This is a genomic window from Rhodoferax sp. MLSD5-FHT05B10 (assembly GCF_058793415.1).
In genome coordinates, this window is record NZ_JBXAFT010000006.1 from 270581 (window position 1) to 285709 (window position 15129).

The window sequence follows — 15129 nt, forward strand, 5'->3', positions numbered from 1 at the left end:
CGGTCTTTGGCTGGGGGGATGAAAGCGGTCAATTTACCGTTGTAAGTTAGTCACAAGTTTGACGCGTTGCAACATGATACATTTCGAAATTGATGTGTCCAGTGCCATGGGCTGCGCAAATACGTGTGGTCGCATGGCGAATCCTTCCCAGCTCCACGAGAGACGTCATGAAAATTCACGAATACCAAGGCAAGGAAATCTTGCGCCAATTCGGTGTGCCGGTGCCCCGCGGCATCCCCGCCTTTACCGTTCAAGAGGCTGTTGAAGCCGCGCAGAAGCTGGGCGGCCCAGTCTGGGTGGTCAAGGCCCAGATTCACGCCGGTGGTCGCGGCAAGGGCGGCGGCGTCAAGGTGGCCAAGTCCATTGACGACGTGAAGCGTCTGGCAGGCGAGATCCTGGGCATGCAGCTCAAGACCCACCAGACCGGCCCCGAAGGCCAGAAGGTGCGTCGCCTCTACATCGAAGACGGCGCCGACATCAAGAACGAACTGTATGTATCGCTGGTGACCGACCGCGCGACGCAGAAGGTGGCCCTGATCGCTTCGAGCGAAGGCGGCATGGACATCGAGGAAGTGGCCCACTCCACGCCCGAGAAGATCGTCACCGAAATGATTGATCCCCTGACCGGCATCACCGCCGAGCAGAGCAAGAAGGTTGCCGCAGCCATCGGCCTGACCGGCGCCTCCATTGACCAGGCCGTAGACATCTTCTCCAAGATCTACAAGTGCTACATGGACACGGATGCCTCGCTGGTTGAAATCAACCCGCTGAACTGCGACTCCAAGGGCAACCTCATCGCCCTGGACGCCAAGTTCAACTTCGACGCCAACGCCCTGTTCCGCCATCCCGAAATCGTGGCCTACCGCGATCTGGACGAAGAAGATCCGGCCGAAGTGGAAGCCTCCAAGTTCGACCTGGCCTACATCAGCCTGGACGGCAACATCGGCTGCCTGGTCAACGGTGCCGGTCTGGCCATGGCCACCATGGACACCATCAAGCTGTTCGGCGGCGAGCCGGCCAACTTCCTGGACGTGGGCGGCGGTGCCACCCCCGAGAAGGTGACCGAAGCCTTCAAGATCATGCTCAAGAACCCCAAGGTCAAGGGCATTCTGGTCAACATCTTCGGCGGCATCATGAAGTGCGACACCATTGCCACCGGTGTGATCACCGCCTGCAAGGCCGTGAACCTGTCCGTGCCGCTGGTCGTGCGCATGAAGGGCACCAATGAAGACCTCGGCAAGAAGATGCTTGCCGAGAGCGGACTGCCCATCATCTCGGCCGCCACCATGGCCGAAGCTGCGACCAAGATCGTGGCTGCCGTCAAGTAAGAAGCCCGGAGAAGAACCATGTCTATCTACATCAACAAAGACACCAAAGTCATCACCCAGGGCATTACCGGCAAGACCGGTCAGTTCCACACCGAGAAGTGCCAGGAATACGCCAACGGCAAGAACTGCTTCGTCGCCGGCGTGAACCCCAAGAAGGCGGGCGAGTCCATCTTCAACATCCCGATCTACGCCTCCGTCAAGGAAGCTGCCCACCAGACCGGCGCGACCGTGAGCGTGATCTACGTGCCGCCGGCGGGTGCTGCCGACGCCATCTGGGAAGCCGTCGAGGCCGACCTGGATCTGGCGATCTGCATTACCGAAGGCATCCCGGTGCGCGATATGCTGATGGTGCGCAACAAGATGAAGGCCAAGGAACTGGCCGGCGGCAAGAAAACCCTGCTGCTGGGCCCCAACTGCCCAGGCCTGATCACGCCCGACGAGATCAAGATCGGCATCATGCCCGGCCACATCCACCGCAAGGGCCGCATCGGCGTGGTGAGCCGTTCCGGCACGCTGACGTACGAAGCTGTGGCTATGCTGACCGAAGTCGGCCTGGGCCAGTCGTCTGCCGTGGGCATTGGTGGCGACCCCATCAACGGCCTCAAGCACATCGACGTGATGCAGGCTTTCAATGACGATCCCGACACCGACGCCGTCATCATGATCGGTGAAATTGGCGGACCGGACGAAGCCGAAGCGGCCCGCTGGTGCAAGGCCAACATGAAGAAGCCCATTGTTGGTTTCATCGCCGGCGTGACCGCTCCTCCCGGAAAGCGCATGGGCCACGCAGGTGCCCTGATTTCTGGCGGTGCTGACACGGCTGATGCCAAGCTGGCCGTAATGGAGGAGTGTGGTTTCACCATCACTCGCAACCCGTCCGAACTGGGCAAGCTGCTCAAGTCCCTGCTGTAAGGCCTGACCTTTCCCTTGGGCGGCCTTTCGGGGCCCCCGTACGCAAAAACCGGATTTCCTGAGGGACAATCCGGTTTTTGTTTTTGGCGCGACGCCATTGCACCGCATCGCGACCTTTTGAAAGACCCGCATGGAAGAATTGCTCACGACCCATTTCTGGGTGGCAGTTGGCCAGATCATCATGATTGACATCCTGCTGGGTGGGGACAACGCCGTGGTGATCGCGCTGGCGTGCCGGCAGTTGCCGGCGCATTTGCGCACCAAGGGGATCTTGTGGGGAACGGCGGGTGCCATCGTGCTGCGGGTCATCCTGATAGCGTTTGCGCTGACCTTGCTGCAGGTGCCGTTCCTCAAGCTGGTGGGCGCCGCCCTGCTGCTGTGGATCGGGGTCAAGCTGCTGGCACCACAGGACGAAGAGGACCACGCCCATATCCAGGGCAGCGACAAGTTGTGGGCCGCGGTCAAGACCGTGATCGTTGCGGATCTGGTCATGAGTATTGACAACGTCATTGCCATCGCCGGCGCGGCCACGGGTGCGGGCGGCGGGCGGCACCAGCTGCCGCTGGTGGTGTTCGGCCTGCTGGTCAGCATCCCCATCATCATCTGGGGCAGTCAACTGGTGCTCAAGCTGATGGACCGCTTTCCGGTGATCATCACGCTGGGCGGGATGCTGCTGGGTTGGATTGCCGGAAGCATGGCGCACAGCGATCCGGCGGTGCAGGGCTGGCTTCCGCAGACGCCCGCCTGGAGTTATGGCTTGGGCGTGGCGGGTGCGCTGGTGGTGCTGGCCATGGGCATGCTTATCCGGGGACGATCGCCGCCCGCGGTTTGATGCCCTCCGGCCGGTGTGCGGCGTGAAAGTCAGCGTTTGTGAGAACAAGTGCCTGGTGGGGTGTGGTTACATCTGCTAACGTGCCCATAGCGTCCGGTCTGTCCGGATCGGGTATGGTTGCACGTGAACGCTGCCTCTAGCATGCAGCGGCACAGAGGGACGGGATCGTTCGGTGGCGAAATCTTTTGTATCTAAATCGGTCGCCGTCTGGCGAGCCGATTGGTTCGCCGGACTGGTGGTGGTGATCGCCGTCATTGGACTTCACCTGGCAAGCGGCGCCATCGACAGACTGGAGCGTCGCTACTACGACTTCGTCAGCGCCCACACCACGCACCAGCCTTCCGAACGCATTGGCGTTATTGTCATTGATGAGCAGAGCGTGGTCCAATTGGGCCGCTGGCCCTGGTCCGGCGACATCCATGCCCGTCTGATTGATCAGCTGGCGGCGGCCAAGGCCAAGACACTGGTGTACGCCGTTCCCTTCTTTGAACCCAGGTCCGACCCCGGCCTGGGAGTTATCCGCAAGATGAAGGCGGCGCTGGAGACGTTACCCGACACTGCGCTACCCCATCCGCAGTGGCGGCAGATGCTGGCAGAGGCGGAGCTGGCGCTGGACACGGATGCGGTGCTGGCAACCAGCATAAAAAACGCCGGCAACGTGTTGCTGCCGTCCGTCTATACCTTGGGTGCGTTACAGGGCGAGGCTGATCGCTCCCTGCCACCGTATGCCCTGAAAAGTGCTATCGACGACCCCACCGGGTTTTCCATGCCGGCGTCGCACGGGCAGCCGCCCATCGAATCCATCGGCCGCGCGGCGGCTGGCCTAGGACACATGCAATGGCTCCCGGATGCCGGGGGCTCGCCGCGCCGGGAGCTCTTGCTGCTGCACGCCGGTGAGAAAGCCGTGCCTTCCATGGCCCTGCTGGCAGCGGCCCACAGCCTGGGCCTGAAGGCAACCGATATCCGTCTCCAGGCGGGCGACGCGGTGCAACTGGGTTCACTGCGCATTCCGACTGACGGTGCGGCGCGCATGTTGCCCCAGTTCTATCCGGGGCGGGACGGCAAGCCGGCATTTGCGTCGGATTCGTTTTATGACGTGCTGAGCGGGAAGATTCCTGCCGCCCGCTATGCGGGCAAGATCGTCATCATTGGCGTGACGGCGCAGGGTGCAGGAGGGTCACCCGGAGTGCCCGGCACGTTGGCGCTGTCTCCGGCGGAGCGGATTGCCCACGCCACCTCCAGCATTCTCAACGGACATGCCATCACCCAGCCGCGATGGGGCGGGTGGGTGACGTGGGGTCTGTGCTTGCTGATGGCCGTCTGCGTGGCAGGGGTGTTGCCCCGGCTGGCGACGGGCGTGGCGGCTGTTGCCGCGCTGGTGCTCTTGGCAGCCTTGCTGGCGCTGGAGTGGGGCGGGCTGGTGCTGGCTGCGACCTGGCTTGCGCTGGTGCTGCCGGCCACGGTGCTGTTGCTGGGGTCTCTGGCCGTCATCGGCCGGCGGTTGCTGAAGGTGGGCAACGCTGACGCCGGGGTGCCCGAGTCCCATCACATGATGGGTCTGGCTTTGCAGGGGCAGGGGCAGCTTGACATGGCATTTGACCGCTTGCGCCGCGTGCCCTTGACGGACGCGGTGATGGGGGACTTGTACAGCCTGGCGACCGACTTTGAACACAAGCACCAACCGGGAAAAGCACGCGCCGTTTACGCGTACATGGCGGCTTTTGATGGCACATACAAAGATATCCAGTCCAAACTGGACCGTGCCGCAAGTCCTGCAGCGGCGGCCAGACCAGGTGATCCTTTGGACGGAATGTCGCCGCCGCAGGGTGGCGTGGAGAGGCCCATGCTGGGGCGTTACCAGATCGAGCGGGAACTGGGTAAAGGGGCTATGGGTGTGGTGTACCAGGGGCGGGACCCAAAGATCGGACGGATGGTGGCGATCAAGACTCTGGCATTGAGCCAAGAGTTTGGAGGTGATGACCTGGTGGATGCCCGCGCCCGCTTTTTCCGGGAAGCCGAGACGGCGGGGCGCTTGCAGCACCCGCATATCGTGACCATTTTTGATGCCGGGGAAGAACACGACCTGGCCTACATCGCCATGGAGTTCCTCAAGGGGCGGGACCTTGCAGCGTATTGCAAGGCGGGACAGCTGCTTGCGGTTCCGGTGGTGCTGGGCATTGTGGCGCGCGTGGCCGAAGCGTTGGCCTATGCCCACGAACACCATGTGGTGCACCGCGACATCAAGCCGGCCAACATCATGTACGAGCCGGAAAGTGACACGGTCAAGGTAACCGACTTCGGCATTGCGCGCATTACCGGCTTGAACAAGACCCGGACCGGACTGGTATTGGGAACCCCCAGTTTCATGTCGCCCGAGCAGTTGGCCGGGAAGCAGGTGGATGGGCGCACCGACCTTTACTCGCTGGGGGTCATGCTGTTCCAGATGCTGACAGGCGAGTTGCCGTTTCGGGGTGACTCGATGGGGAGCTTGATGTACGCCATTGCCAATGCAGAGGCTCCGGACGTGCGCCAGATGCGGCCGGAACTGCCGCCGGCGCTGGCCGACGTGGTGGCACGGGCGCTGGGTAAACGCCCCGAAACGCGCTACCAGAACGGCCGCCAGTTTGCAGCGGATTTGCGCAGCGTGATGGGACAAATTCCGGGCAGCATGGTGCCGTTGGCGGCAACGCAGGCGGTCACCACGGAGCCTGTCCGTGACGAGGTGGTGGCATTTGCGGCGACGATCCCGGCAACGCAGGTCGCATTCGAGAAAACGGTTATTCAAACAGCCGCCCGGTCGGACCCCGCTTCGGGCGGAGATACCGCGAAGGCGGGGCACTAAACTTCCATGATGTATCAATTTTGCGCAAAGACGGATGCCGGTCGCGTCCGGGAGAACAACGAAGATTCGGTGGCTTTTGACGAGGCCACCAACCTGGCGGTGCTGGCAGATGGCATGGGGGGGTACAACGCGGGCGAGATTGCCAGCGGCATGGCCACAGTGTTCATCAAAACCGAGCTGGGTCGCTGGCTGTCCGAAGCCGGTCAGGATGCGCGGGCCCGGGAGGTGCGCCGGGCCATGGAAATCTGCGTGGACAACGCCAACCTAGCCATCTTCAATGCGGCCAGTTCCAATGCACACTATGCCGGGATGGGCACCACCCTGGTGGTGGGGGTTTTCCGGGAAGATACGCTGCTGGTCGGCCATATCGGCGATTCGCGCTGCTACCGCCTGCGGGGCGGTGTGCTGGAGCAAATTACCCGGGACCACTCCCTGTTGCAGGAGCAGATCGATGCCGGTTTGATCAGTCCCGAGCAGGCGATGACCTCGTCCATCCGGAATCTGGTGACGCGCGCGCTGGGCGTAGACGATACGGTGCTGCTGGATATCCATGAACATTTGGTGGCGGCCGGGGATATCTACCTGATGTGTTCTGACGGCCTCTCCGACATGGTGGACGACGCGGCAATCGCTAGAATTGTTGCGGCTCCGATGGAGCTAGATCAAAAGGCCAGCCAGTTGATCGACGCGGCCAATGAAAACGGGGGCCGCGACAATATTTCCGTGCTGATGGTAGAAGTGGGCGAGTCAGCGGAAAAGCGGGGTTTAATCGCAAGATTGCTCGGGAAGTAGGGCGTGGACGCGTTGTCCAGAAACAAATTACAGGAAAAGGAGTCGATCATGCCGAAAATGATCGTTTCGATCGATGAGGTCGTGATCAAGGAAGTCCAGCTCACCAAGGACCGTACCACCTTGGGGCGCAGGCCGTACAACGATATCGTGATTGACAATCTGGCCGTGAGCGGGGAGCACGCGGTGCTGCAGATGAATGGTGACGAGGTGATTCTGGAAGACCTCAACAGCACCAATGGCACGTACGTGAACGGCAAGGCGATCAAGAAACAGCAGCTGCACAACGGCGATGGTATTGAGATCGGGAAGTACAAAATCAAGTTTGTGGGCGACGGTGCGGCAGACAATTTTGACAAGACCATGGTGTTCAAGCCGCAACCCGCAGCGGCAGCCACCCCTTCGGGTTTTCCCACGGTAGCCGGAGATTCCACGGGCCTGGGGGCGTTTCAGGCTGCGATCAAGGTGCTGTCGGGCGCGGCGTCTGGTCGGGAAGTTCCGCTGACCAAGGTGGTGACCACGATCGGGAAACCGGGTGTCGCGGTGGCGGCCATCACGCGCCGCCACCACGGGTTTGTGGTCCACCATGTGGAGGGCGCTGGCAACCCCACGCTCAACGGCTCCCCGATCAGGTCGGAACCGGTGGCCCTGAAAAACGGAGACCTGATCGAATTGGCGGGCACGCAGATGCAGTTCGTGCAACACTGATTGCCGCTGGCGCGCATGGCAGGAGTTTGAAATATGAATGCAGTCACCTCTGCCGGATCTGCGGAAAAATCTGCGGAGCAGGCGTTTTTCGAGTCGCAGAAGCTGCCGTCCCAGAAGCGGGGCATGACGTTTGAAGCGCTTTTTTATCGGCAGTTGCACCAGGTCACGGCGCGCATTCATGCCACCGAGAACCTGGAGCAGATCATGCTCGAGGCCAGCCAGGACATTTGCAAGCTCCTCAATGCCGACCGGCTGACCTTGTACGCCGTGACGGAAGACCAGACGGCGATCATCTCCAAGATCAAAACCGGATTGAACAGCAGCCGCGATCTCAAGCTGCCGATTTCGCCGCAGAGCATTGCAGGATATGCCGCCTTCAGCAAGAAGCCGTTGAACCTGGCGGACGTGTATGACGATGACGCCTTGAAGCGCATCCACCCGGCCTTGACCTTTCTGAAGGAGGTGGACAAGCGCTCGGGCTACCGGACCCGTCAAATGCTGGTGGCCCCTATTCTGGAAGGCGACACCTTGCACGGGGTGCTGCAGGTGATCAACAACAAGAGCGATGAGCCCTTTGGCGAACTGGAAGTGGACGGGGTCAACGAGCTCTGCAAGACGCTGGCGACCGCCATCCGCCAGCGCGTCAAGGAAGCCAGTACCACGCCGCGCAAGAAGGCGACCAAGTACGATGCGCTGGTCGCCGATGGGCTGTTGACGGACGACGAACTGAACCAGTGTATTCTGGATGCACGCAATGACGGGCAATCGGTTGAGCATTTGCTCATGGCCCAATACAAGATCAAGCCGGCGCAAATCGGCCCTTCGTTGTCGAAGTTTTTCGGTGTGCCCTACGAGGCGTTCAATCCTGGGCGCATTCGTTCCGAAATGCTGCACGGTGCCCTCAAGCGCGAGTTCATCGGGGAGCAAGGCTGGATTCCGCTGGAGGAGTCTCCCGAGGGGCTGGTCATCATGTGCATGGACCCGGAAGCCGTGCGCGGTTCGCGGGTGGTGCCGCAGGTGTTTCCCCGCATCAGCAAGTTCGCGTACCGGGTCACCACACAAACCGAATTCCAGGAGACACTGGCGCAGTTGTTTGGTACGGCGGCCGATACCAGCACCATTGACCAGTTGCTGGCCGACATGGATGGGGGCCCCATTGATGATGGCACCAATGACGACTCGTTGGAGTCTGCTGCCGCCGACAACGAACTGGTGAAGTTCGTCAACAAGGTCATCATCGATGCCTACAACCAGAAGGTATCGGACATCCACATCGAGCCTATGCCGGGCAAGTTCAAGACGGGTATCCGGTTTCGCATCGATGGCAGTCTGGTTCCCTACGTGGAAGTGCCGGCGCATTTCCGGCAAGCCATGGTCACGCGACTCAAGATCATGTGCGACCTGGATATTTCAGAACGCCGCAAGCCGCAGGACGGCAAGATTAAGTTCAAGAAGTACGGGCCGCTGGACATCGAACTGCGGGTGGCGACCATTCCGTCGGCTGGCGGAGTGGAAGACGTGGTCATGCGGATTCTGGCTGCCGGGGAGCCCATTCCGCTGGAAAAGCTGGGCCTGACGCCCAGCAACAAGACCCGGCTGGAAGCTACGGTCAGCAAACCCTATGGCCTGTTTTACGTCTGCGGCCCCACCGGCTCGGGCAAGACGACCACGTTGCATTCCATTCTCAAGTTCCTGAATACGCCGGATACCAAGATCTGGACGGCAGAAGATCCGGTTGAAATTACCCAAAAGGGCCTGCGGCAGGTGCAGATCAACCGCAAGGCGGGGATCGACTTTGCCCTCATCATGCGTGCCTTCCTGCGTGCGGACCCCGACATCATCATGGTGGGGGAGTCGCGCGACAAAGAGACCGTGTCCATGGGCGTGGAAGCGTCACTGACGGGCCACCTGGTGTTTTCCACGCTGCACACCAACTCCGCACCTGAGTCCATCACCCGTTTGATGGACATGGGCATGGACCCATTCAACTTTGCGGACGCGTTGTTGGGGATTCTGGCGCAGCGGTTGGCCAAGAAATTGTGCGATTGCAAGGTTGCCTATGTGCCCGACGCGGAGGAGCTCCGCTTGTTTGTGGCGGAATATGCCGAGGAATTGCGCCACTCGAAAGCCTGGAAGGAAGACTATGCCGGCGAAAGCAAGAAATTGCTGGACAGCTGGTTGGAAACCTACGGTGAAGACGGGCACATCAAGCTGTACAAAGCGGTAGGCTGCGATAAATGCAACAAGACCGGCTACAAAGGCCGGGTCGGTTTGCATGAATTGCTGGTTGCCGATGACAGTGTCAAGAAGCTCATCCAGGAACGCGCCCGGGTTGCCGAGCTCTTTGCCACGGCCGTTGAAGGGGGCATGCGGACCCTGAAGATGGACGGCATGGAGAAGGTCATGATGGGGTTGACCGATTTGAAGATGGTTCGGTCGGTGTGTATCAAGTGACGAGAGATGTGACAAAAATGTCGTGCAGAAGCTCTTATGTCAAAAAAAGGCAGTGAACTTGCCAGCGCATGTCAGGAAATGGCCGGTTAGGTGCTCTTTTCGTTGTTTTTTGGATGAGAAGACGCTGGCACGGAACCTGCTGATTATTGGGGTCTAGTTTTTTAACCAAGGAGTTTCAAATGAAGCGTTCTATGCAAAAGGGTTTTACCCTGATCGAATTGATGATCGTCGTGGCGATCATCGGCATTTTGGCTGCGGTGGCATTGCCTGCGTACCAAGACTACACGCTCCGCGCGAAGATGTCTGAAGTGGTTTTGGCTGCTTCCGCCTGCCGTACCAGCGTTACTGAATCCTACCAGAGCAATAATGCGGCATCCGTGCCCGCTGCAGGCGCTTGGGGCTGTGAGGTTTCGGGCACCGGTTCTACGAAGTACGTTCAGTTGGTCTCCACCAATCAAGCGGGCGCCATCCAAGTTACCGCGCAAGGTACGGGCAACCTAAAGATCGACCAGAAAACCGTGCTTTTGGCCCCTGTGCTCGTAAATGGCCAAGTTACTCAATGGCTCTGCGGACCTGGCACGATCGATCCTAAGTACCTGCCCGGATCGTGCCGCGACCCTGTTGCTGCAACGACCCCTAGTACCGTGGCAGGAGCTTTCCAGCCGTGATGGTTGCGAATGTTGTATCTCCCTTATGAAAGGGATACACGCAGCAAAAGAAACGCCCGGAAACGGGCGTTTCTTTTATGCATTGTCCGTTTTTGCAAGCCTGACTTTACTTGGTGCGGGCTGGTTATTGCCGTTGCATTTCCCGCCTTGGTTAAGCTGGCATAGCGAAACACTGGCGTTTGCCGCAGTGCTGATGCTGTCGGGCACGCTGCTAATTAAAAATTACTGCGGTGATGGTCGCCGTCCAGTTCTCATTCCAAGGATGGGGTGGCCCATAGGCTTGCTGTGTGTGGTCGTTGCAATACAGACCATGACCGGAGATATCGAGTTCAAAGGCGATGCGGTAATACTGTTCTTTTATTTGTGGCTGTGCGTACTTGCGTTGACCATAGGCTACTCGTTTGCGGTTGAAAAAGCACAAGAACCCACGTCGACCGCTCAGTTTAGTGAGCAATTAGCCGTGTTGCTCGTGTTGGGTGGGCTGCTTTCGGTCATTGTGGCGCTGGTGCAAGCTTTAGACATTTGGGATTCGGTGAGTTGGGTTGCCCGTCCGTACCTGTTGCGTCGACCCGGAGGTAATCTGAGCCAACCCAATCAGCTGGCCACATTGGTATTGTTCTCTCTTGCCAGTGTCATCTATCTATTTGAATCTCGACGTATGCGAGTGGCTACGGCGTTGCCTACAGTCGCGATATTGGTACTGGGTTTGGCTATAACGGAGTCGCGCACCGGCGCTTTGGGGTTGCTATTAATGGCGCTATGGTGGATGGTGAAGCGTCGCAGAGTAGGTTTTTTCCTGTCTGCTCGTGCCATAATTTTCTGGCTTGTTTTTTTTGTGTGTTGTTTCGTATTTTGGCCTGTGTGTTTCAACTTCATCCAGGACAGTGGGTGGGCTGAAGCTAAGGTGGCGCAAGTAAATACCAGCGCTGGAACCCGTTTTGTAGTTTGGCCCCAGCTCTGGCAGGCGGTATCAATGCGCCCCTGGTTTGGTTGGGGATTGCGCGAAGTGTCCACCGCACATAACGCGGTCTTGGGCGCCTACACGGAGAGCGAGGCCTTCACCTATGCGCACAATATTGTTCTGGATTTAGCGGTAGGTGTTGGATTACCGTTGACGCTTTTGCTAGTAGGCGTCACCGCAGTATGGCTATGGCGCAGGTCACGCGCGGTGGATGACCTGCTGACTTGGTATTGCTTGGCCGTCGCGCTGCCCTTTGGAGTGCATTCCATGCTGGAATATCCCTTCGCGTACGCCTACCTTTTGGTGCCGACCATGTTCTTATTAGGCACTTTGGAGGCCCGTACGACTCTTGGGGGGGGGGTGCGCATACCGTGGAGCGCGGCTGCAATTGCATGGATGTTTGTTTCCGCGGCAATGGTATGGAGCGCTGTCGAATATATAAAAATTGAAGAAGATTTTCGCATCGCCCGGTTTGAGGCAATGAGGATGGGTCAAACGCCGAGTGATTATGAGCGCCCTCATATTGTTCTGTTGACACAGTTAGACGCCCTTTTGGAAGGGGCACGGATTACTCCAGCACCCAATATGACACCTGAGCGCATTGAACTCGCCCGAAAGGTGGCCATGCGTTTCCCGTGGCCAGCAACACAAAATCGTTATGCCCTTTCGCTGGCCTTGAATGGCAACTCCGAAGAAGCCATCCGGCAACTCAAGGTCATGCGCGCCATGCACGGTGAAAAGACCTACGCAGGCATACGCGCCAGTTGGGAAGCGTTGGCAGAAAGCAAATACCCAGAACTGAGCAAGCTGAAGTTGCCATGAAACCTGCGGGTCCATTGGCGGGCTGCATGGGGCTATTGGCGATATTGGTCCTGCCCTGGCTGACCCCCTTCACCAACGGCCCAACTCCGTCCGTAATCCCCTGGCTGGTAGCTGCTGCGTGTGCCATCCTCGTGTGGCTACTTAGATCGCAGCTAACGGCCAAAATGATCGCTGCAGGCTGGCTGATGGCAGCATTGGTTAGCGCTGGGATGGCGCTGCTGCAATACTTTGATCTAGCAGCAGCGTTCAACCCCTGGGTGAACAACGCGGGCGTGGGCGAAGCGTTTGCCAACCTGCGCCAACGCAACCAGTTTGCTACGCTCACCAGCATTGGGTTGCTGGCCCTGCTCTGGCAGGCGGCGCAGTGGCAGTTGCCATTTCGGCAGGGAACGCAATCTGTGCAATGGTCCTTTCTGAGTGTCGGAGCATGTGCTGTGCTGCTGGCGCTGGGTAACGCGGCTAGCGGCTCCCGCACCGGCTTGTTGCAATGGCTGTTGGTGTTTGCGCTGATGGTCGTTTGGCGTTCGAGAGGGCAATGGCGCCTGGTCGTGGTGAGTGCGGGGGCATTGCTTGCATACCTTGTTGCCGCGCTGGCGTTACCCCGGTTGCTGGAATTGACAACCGGTGTCGACAGTGGCGGCTTGCTCGGACGCTTCACCGAAGAAGCGGGTTGCGGCAGCCGACGGGTGCTGTGGTCCAACGTGCTGTATTTGATCGCCCAAAAACCCTGGACTGGCTGGGGCTGGGGGGAGTTGGGCTACGCCCATTTTGTAACGCTGTACCCTGGCGCGCGCTTTTGCGACATTTTGGACAATGCGCACAATCTGCCCTTGCACTTGGCGGTGGAGCTGGGTGTGCCACTGGCGTTGACCGTGTGTGGCGTGGGGCTTTGGTGGGTATGGCGAGCCCGGCCCTGGAGCGAGCAGGACGCCACACGCCAACTGGCATGGGGGGTACTGGCGGTCATTGTGCTGCACAGCATGTTGGAGTATCCATTGTGGTACGGACCGTTTCAGATGGCGACAGGCTTGAGTATCTGGATGCTGTGGCGCGCGCCAGAATCGATGCGTTTGAAGGCCTTCGGCCGTACCGCATCTGCGTGTGTTGCTATGCTGTTTGTAGCGACAATAGGCTTTTCCTCCTGGGATTACTGGCGCATCAGCCAGTTGTACCTGCCTGTGGCCGAGCGGACCAGCGCCTACCAGGAGGGTACGCTGGAAAAGGTCCGGAATTCCTGGCTATTCCGGGATCAGGTGCGTTTTGCGGAACTCACCACCACACCCCTCACGCCGGACACCGCGGTGCAGATCAACACCCTGGCGCACCAGTTGCTGCATTTTTCGGCCGAGCCGCGCGTGATTGAAAAACTGGTTGAGAGCGCCGTAATGCTGGGGCGCGATGAGGAGGCGCTGTATTTTCTGCAGCGCTTCAAGGCGGCATTCCCCGAAGCGCAGGCCCGCTGGGCGGCGGCATCAACGGGCGATAAAGCTCCCTGACTTGCCACCATGCTTTTCCCGCAGCTTCACGTCGGTGATGGTCATGCCGCGGTCCACGGCCTTGCACATGTCGTAGATGGTGAGCAGTGCCACCTGGACAGCGGTCAGGGCTTCCATTTCCACGCCGGTGGGGCCTACGGTTTCCGCTGTAGCTTGGCACAGCACATGGGCCGTCTGCGTGGGGCTGGCGGGCACCACCTGAAAGTCCAGGGCCACGCGGGTCAGGGCAAGAGGGTGGCACAGCGGGATCAGGTCGCCCGTTTTCTTGGCACCCTGGATGCCGGCAATGCGCGCGATCCCCAGCACATCGCCTTTCTTGGCGTTGCCGGCCTCAACCATGGCCAACGTGGCGGGAAGCATTTCAATGCGGCCACTGGCGATGGCGATACGATGGGTTGCAGGCTTGGCGGCCACGTCTACCATATGGGCTTGGCCTTGGGCGTCAAAATGGGTGAGGGTGTTCATATTGCTAGACTTTACCTGACCTTCATCTGGGCGGCTCCCTCTGCGATTACCCTGAAGCAACTACGAATATGGTTCTGATTACTTCCGCATTCTGGCGTGACCGGCTTAAAGCCAGCGCCATCCATCTGGGCCTGAGCCTGGCCATCGCCGCCCTGGCGGCATTCCTGGTTTTTGGTATCTGGTACCCCTATCCCTACCGCGAGCTGTCGGGGGGGCGCGAGCTGTTTCTGTTGGTGGTGACGGTGGATGTCATTTTGGGACCGCTGATCACGCTGGCGGTTTTCAACCGGGCCAAACCCCTGCCTGAATTACGTCGGGATCTGGTGACCGTGGTGCTGATCCAGCTGGCGGCCCTGGGATACGGGTTGTGGACGGTGAGTGCCGCGCGTCCGGTGCACCTGGTGTTTGAATACGACCGCTTCCGCGTGGCCCACGCTATCGACGTGCCCCCGGAACTGCTGGACAAGACCCCGCCCGGCATAGAGGCGTTGCCCTGGACGGGCCCGACCCTGCTGGCCTTGCGCGAATTCAAGGATGGTCGGGAAAAAACGGATGCCACCCTGGCCGCCATGCAAGGCGTCTCGCTGTCGTCCCGTCCGGACCTGTGGCGTCCCTATGCCCCAGCCGTCCCCGACATCCTCCTGGCGGCCCGACCCGTACCCGAACTCCAGGCCCGGTTCCCGGCCCGGGCACAGGAGATCAACCAGCTGCTGGCGGCCACCGGGCGCAACCCGCAAACGCTGCGCTACCTTCCCCTGGTGGGGCGCAAGGAATTCTGGACCGTGTTTCTGGACCCGGTGACGGCCGAAATCGTGGCGACCCTGCCATTGGATCCTTATTGAACGCGGATGT

Annotated in this window: 12 protein-coding genes; 11 read left to right on the plus strand and 1 reads right to left on the minus strand. The window is 59.9% G+C overall.

Going from position 1 to position 15129, the window contains the following annotated elements:
- Positions 1-167 precede the first annotated feature (167 nt).
- The 10 genes from sucC to AC1Q5W_RS12010 all read left to right on the plus strand — a co-directional run bounded on the left by sucC (position 168) and on the right by AC1Q5W_RS12010 (position 13812).
- Positions 168-1328 (plus strand): ADP-forming succinate--CoA ligase subunit beta, encoded by a 1161-nt coding sequence (sucC, locus tag AC1Q5W_RS11965; protein WP_492644415.1) that lies wholly within the window; start codon positions 168-170, stop codon positions 1326-1328.
- Positions 1329-1346: 18 nt separating this feature from the next.
- Positions 1347-2240, plus strand: coding sequence for a succinate--CoA ligase subunit alpha (sucD, locus tag AC1Q5W_RS11970; protein ID WP_492644414.1), 894 nt, complete (start codon positions 1347-1349; stop codon positions 2238-2240).
- 130 nt (positions 2241-2370) lie between these two features.
- Positions 2371-3072: a TerC family protein gene (locus tag AC1Q5W_RS11975; protein WP_492644413.1), complete on the plus strand. Its 702-nt coding sequence runs from the start codon at positions 2371-2373 to the stop codon at positions 3070-3072.
- A 172-nt stretch (positions 3073-3244) separates the two neighbouring features.
- The gene (locus tag AC1Q5W_RS11980) at positions 3245-5914 is read left to right on the plus strand and encodes a CHASE2 domain-containing serine/threonine-protein kinase (RefSeq protein WP_492644412.1); all 2670 of its coding nucleotides are present in this window, start codon (positions 3245-3247) and stop codon (positions 5912-5914) included.
- A gap of 6 nt (positions 5915-5920) precedes the next feature.
- On the plus strand, positions 5921-6706 hold the full coding sequence (locus AC1Q5W_RS11985; protein ID WP_492644411.1) for a Stp1/IreP family PP2C-type Ser/Thr phosphatase: 786 nt from the start codon (positions 5921-5923) through the stop codon (positions 6704-6706).
- Positions 6707-6754: 48 nt separating this feature from the next.
- A complete protein-coding gene (locus tag AC1Q5W_RS11990) occupies positions 6755-7411 on the plus strand; it encodes an FHA domain-containing protein (protein ID WP_492644410.1) in 657 nt (218 codons plus the stop codon).
- A gap of 33 nt (positions 7412-7444) precedes the next feature.
- Positions 7445-9865 (plus strand): GspE/PulE family protein, encoded by a 2421-nt coding sequence (locus tag AC1Q5W_RS11995; protein WP_492644409.1) that lies wholly within the window; start codon positions 7445-7447, stop codon positions 9863-9865.
- Positions 9866-10044: 179 nt separating this feature from the next.
- Positions 10045-10533 (plus strand): pilin, encoded by a 489-nt coding sequence (locus tag AC1Q5W_RS12000; RefSeq protein ID WP_492644408.1) that lies wholly within the window; start codon positions 10045-10047, stop codon positions 10531-10533.
- Between the two features lie 25 nt (positions 10534-10558).
- Positions 10559-12316: a PglL family O-oligosaccharyltransferase gene (locus AC1Q5W_RS12005; protein WP_492644407.1), complete on the plus strand. Its 1758-nt coding sequence runs from the start codon at positions 10559-10561 to the stop codon at positions 12314-12316.
- Complete coding sequence (locus tag AC1Q5W_RS12010; protein ID WP_492644406.1) at positions 12259-13812, plus strand: PglL family O-oligosaccharyltransferase; 1554 nt, start codon at positions 12259-12261, stop codon at positions 13810-13812. Before AC1Q5W_RS12005 ends, AC1Q5W_RS12010 begins: the two co-directional genes overlap by 58 nt.
- Here AC1Q5W_RS12010 and moaC read toward each other — a convergent pair.
- Complete coding sequence (moaC, locus tag AC1Q5W_RS12015) at positions 13789-14277, minus strand: cyclic pyranopterin monophosphate synthase MoaC (RefSeq protein WP_492644405.1); 489 nt, start codon at positions 14275-14277, stop codon at positions 13789-13791. The two genes, AC1Q5W_RS12010 and moaC, sit on opposite strands and share 24 nt — an antisense overlap.
- A 68-nt stretch (positions 14278-14345) precedes the next feature.
- Between moaC and tfpZ the strand changes: the two genes are divergently transcribed.
- Positions 14346-15119 (plus strand): TfpX/TfpZ family type IV pilin accessory protein, encoded by a 774-nt coding sequence (gene tfpZ / locus AC1Q5W_RS12020; RefSeq protein WP_492644404.1) that lies wholly within the window; start codon positions 14346-14348, stop codon positions 15117-15119.
- Positions 15120-15129: the final 10 nt, after the last annotated feature.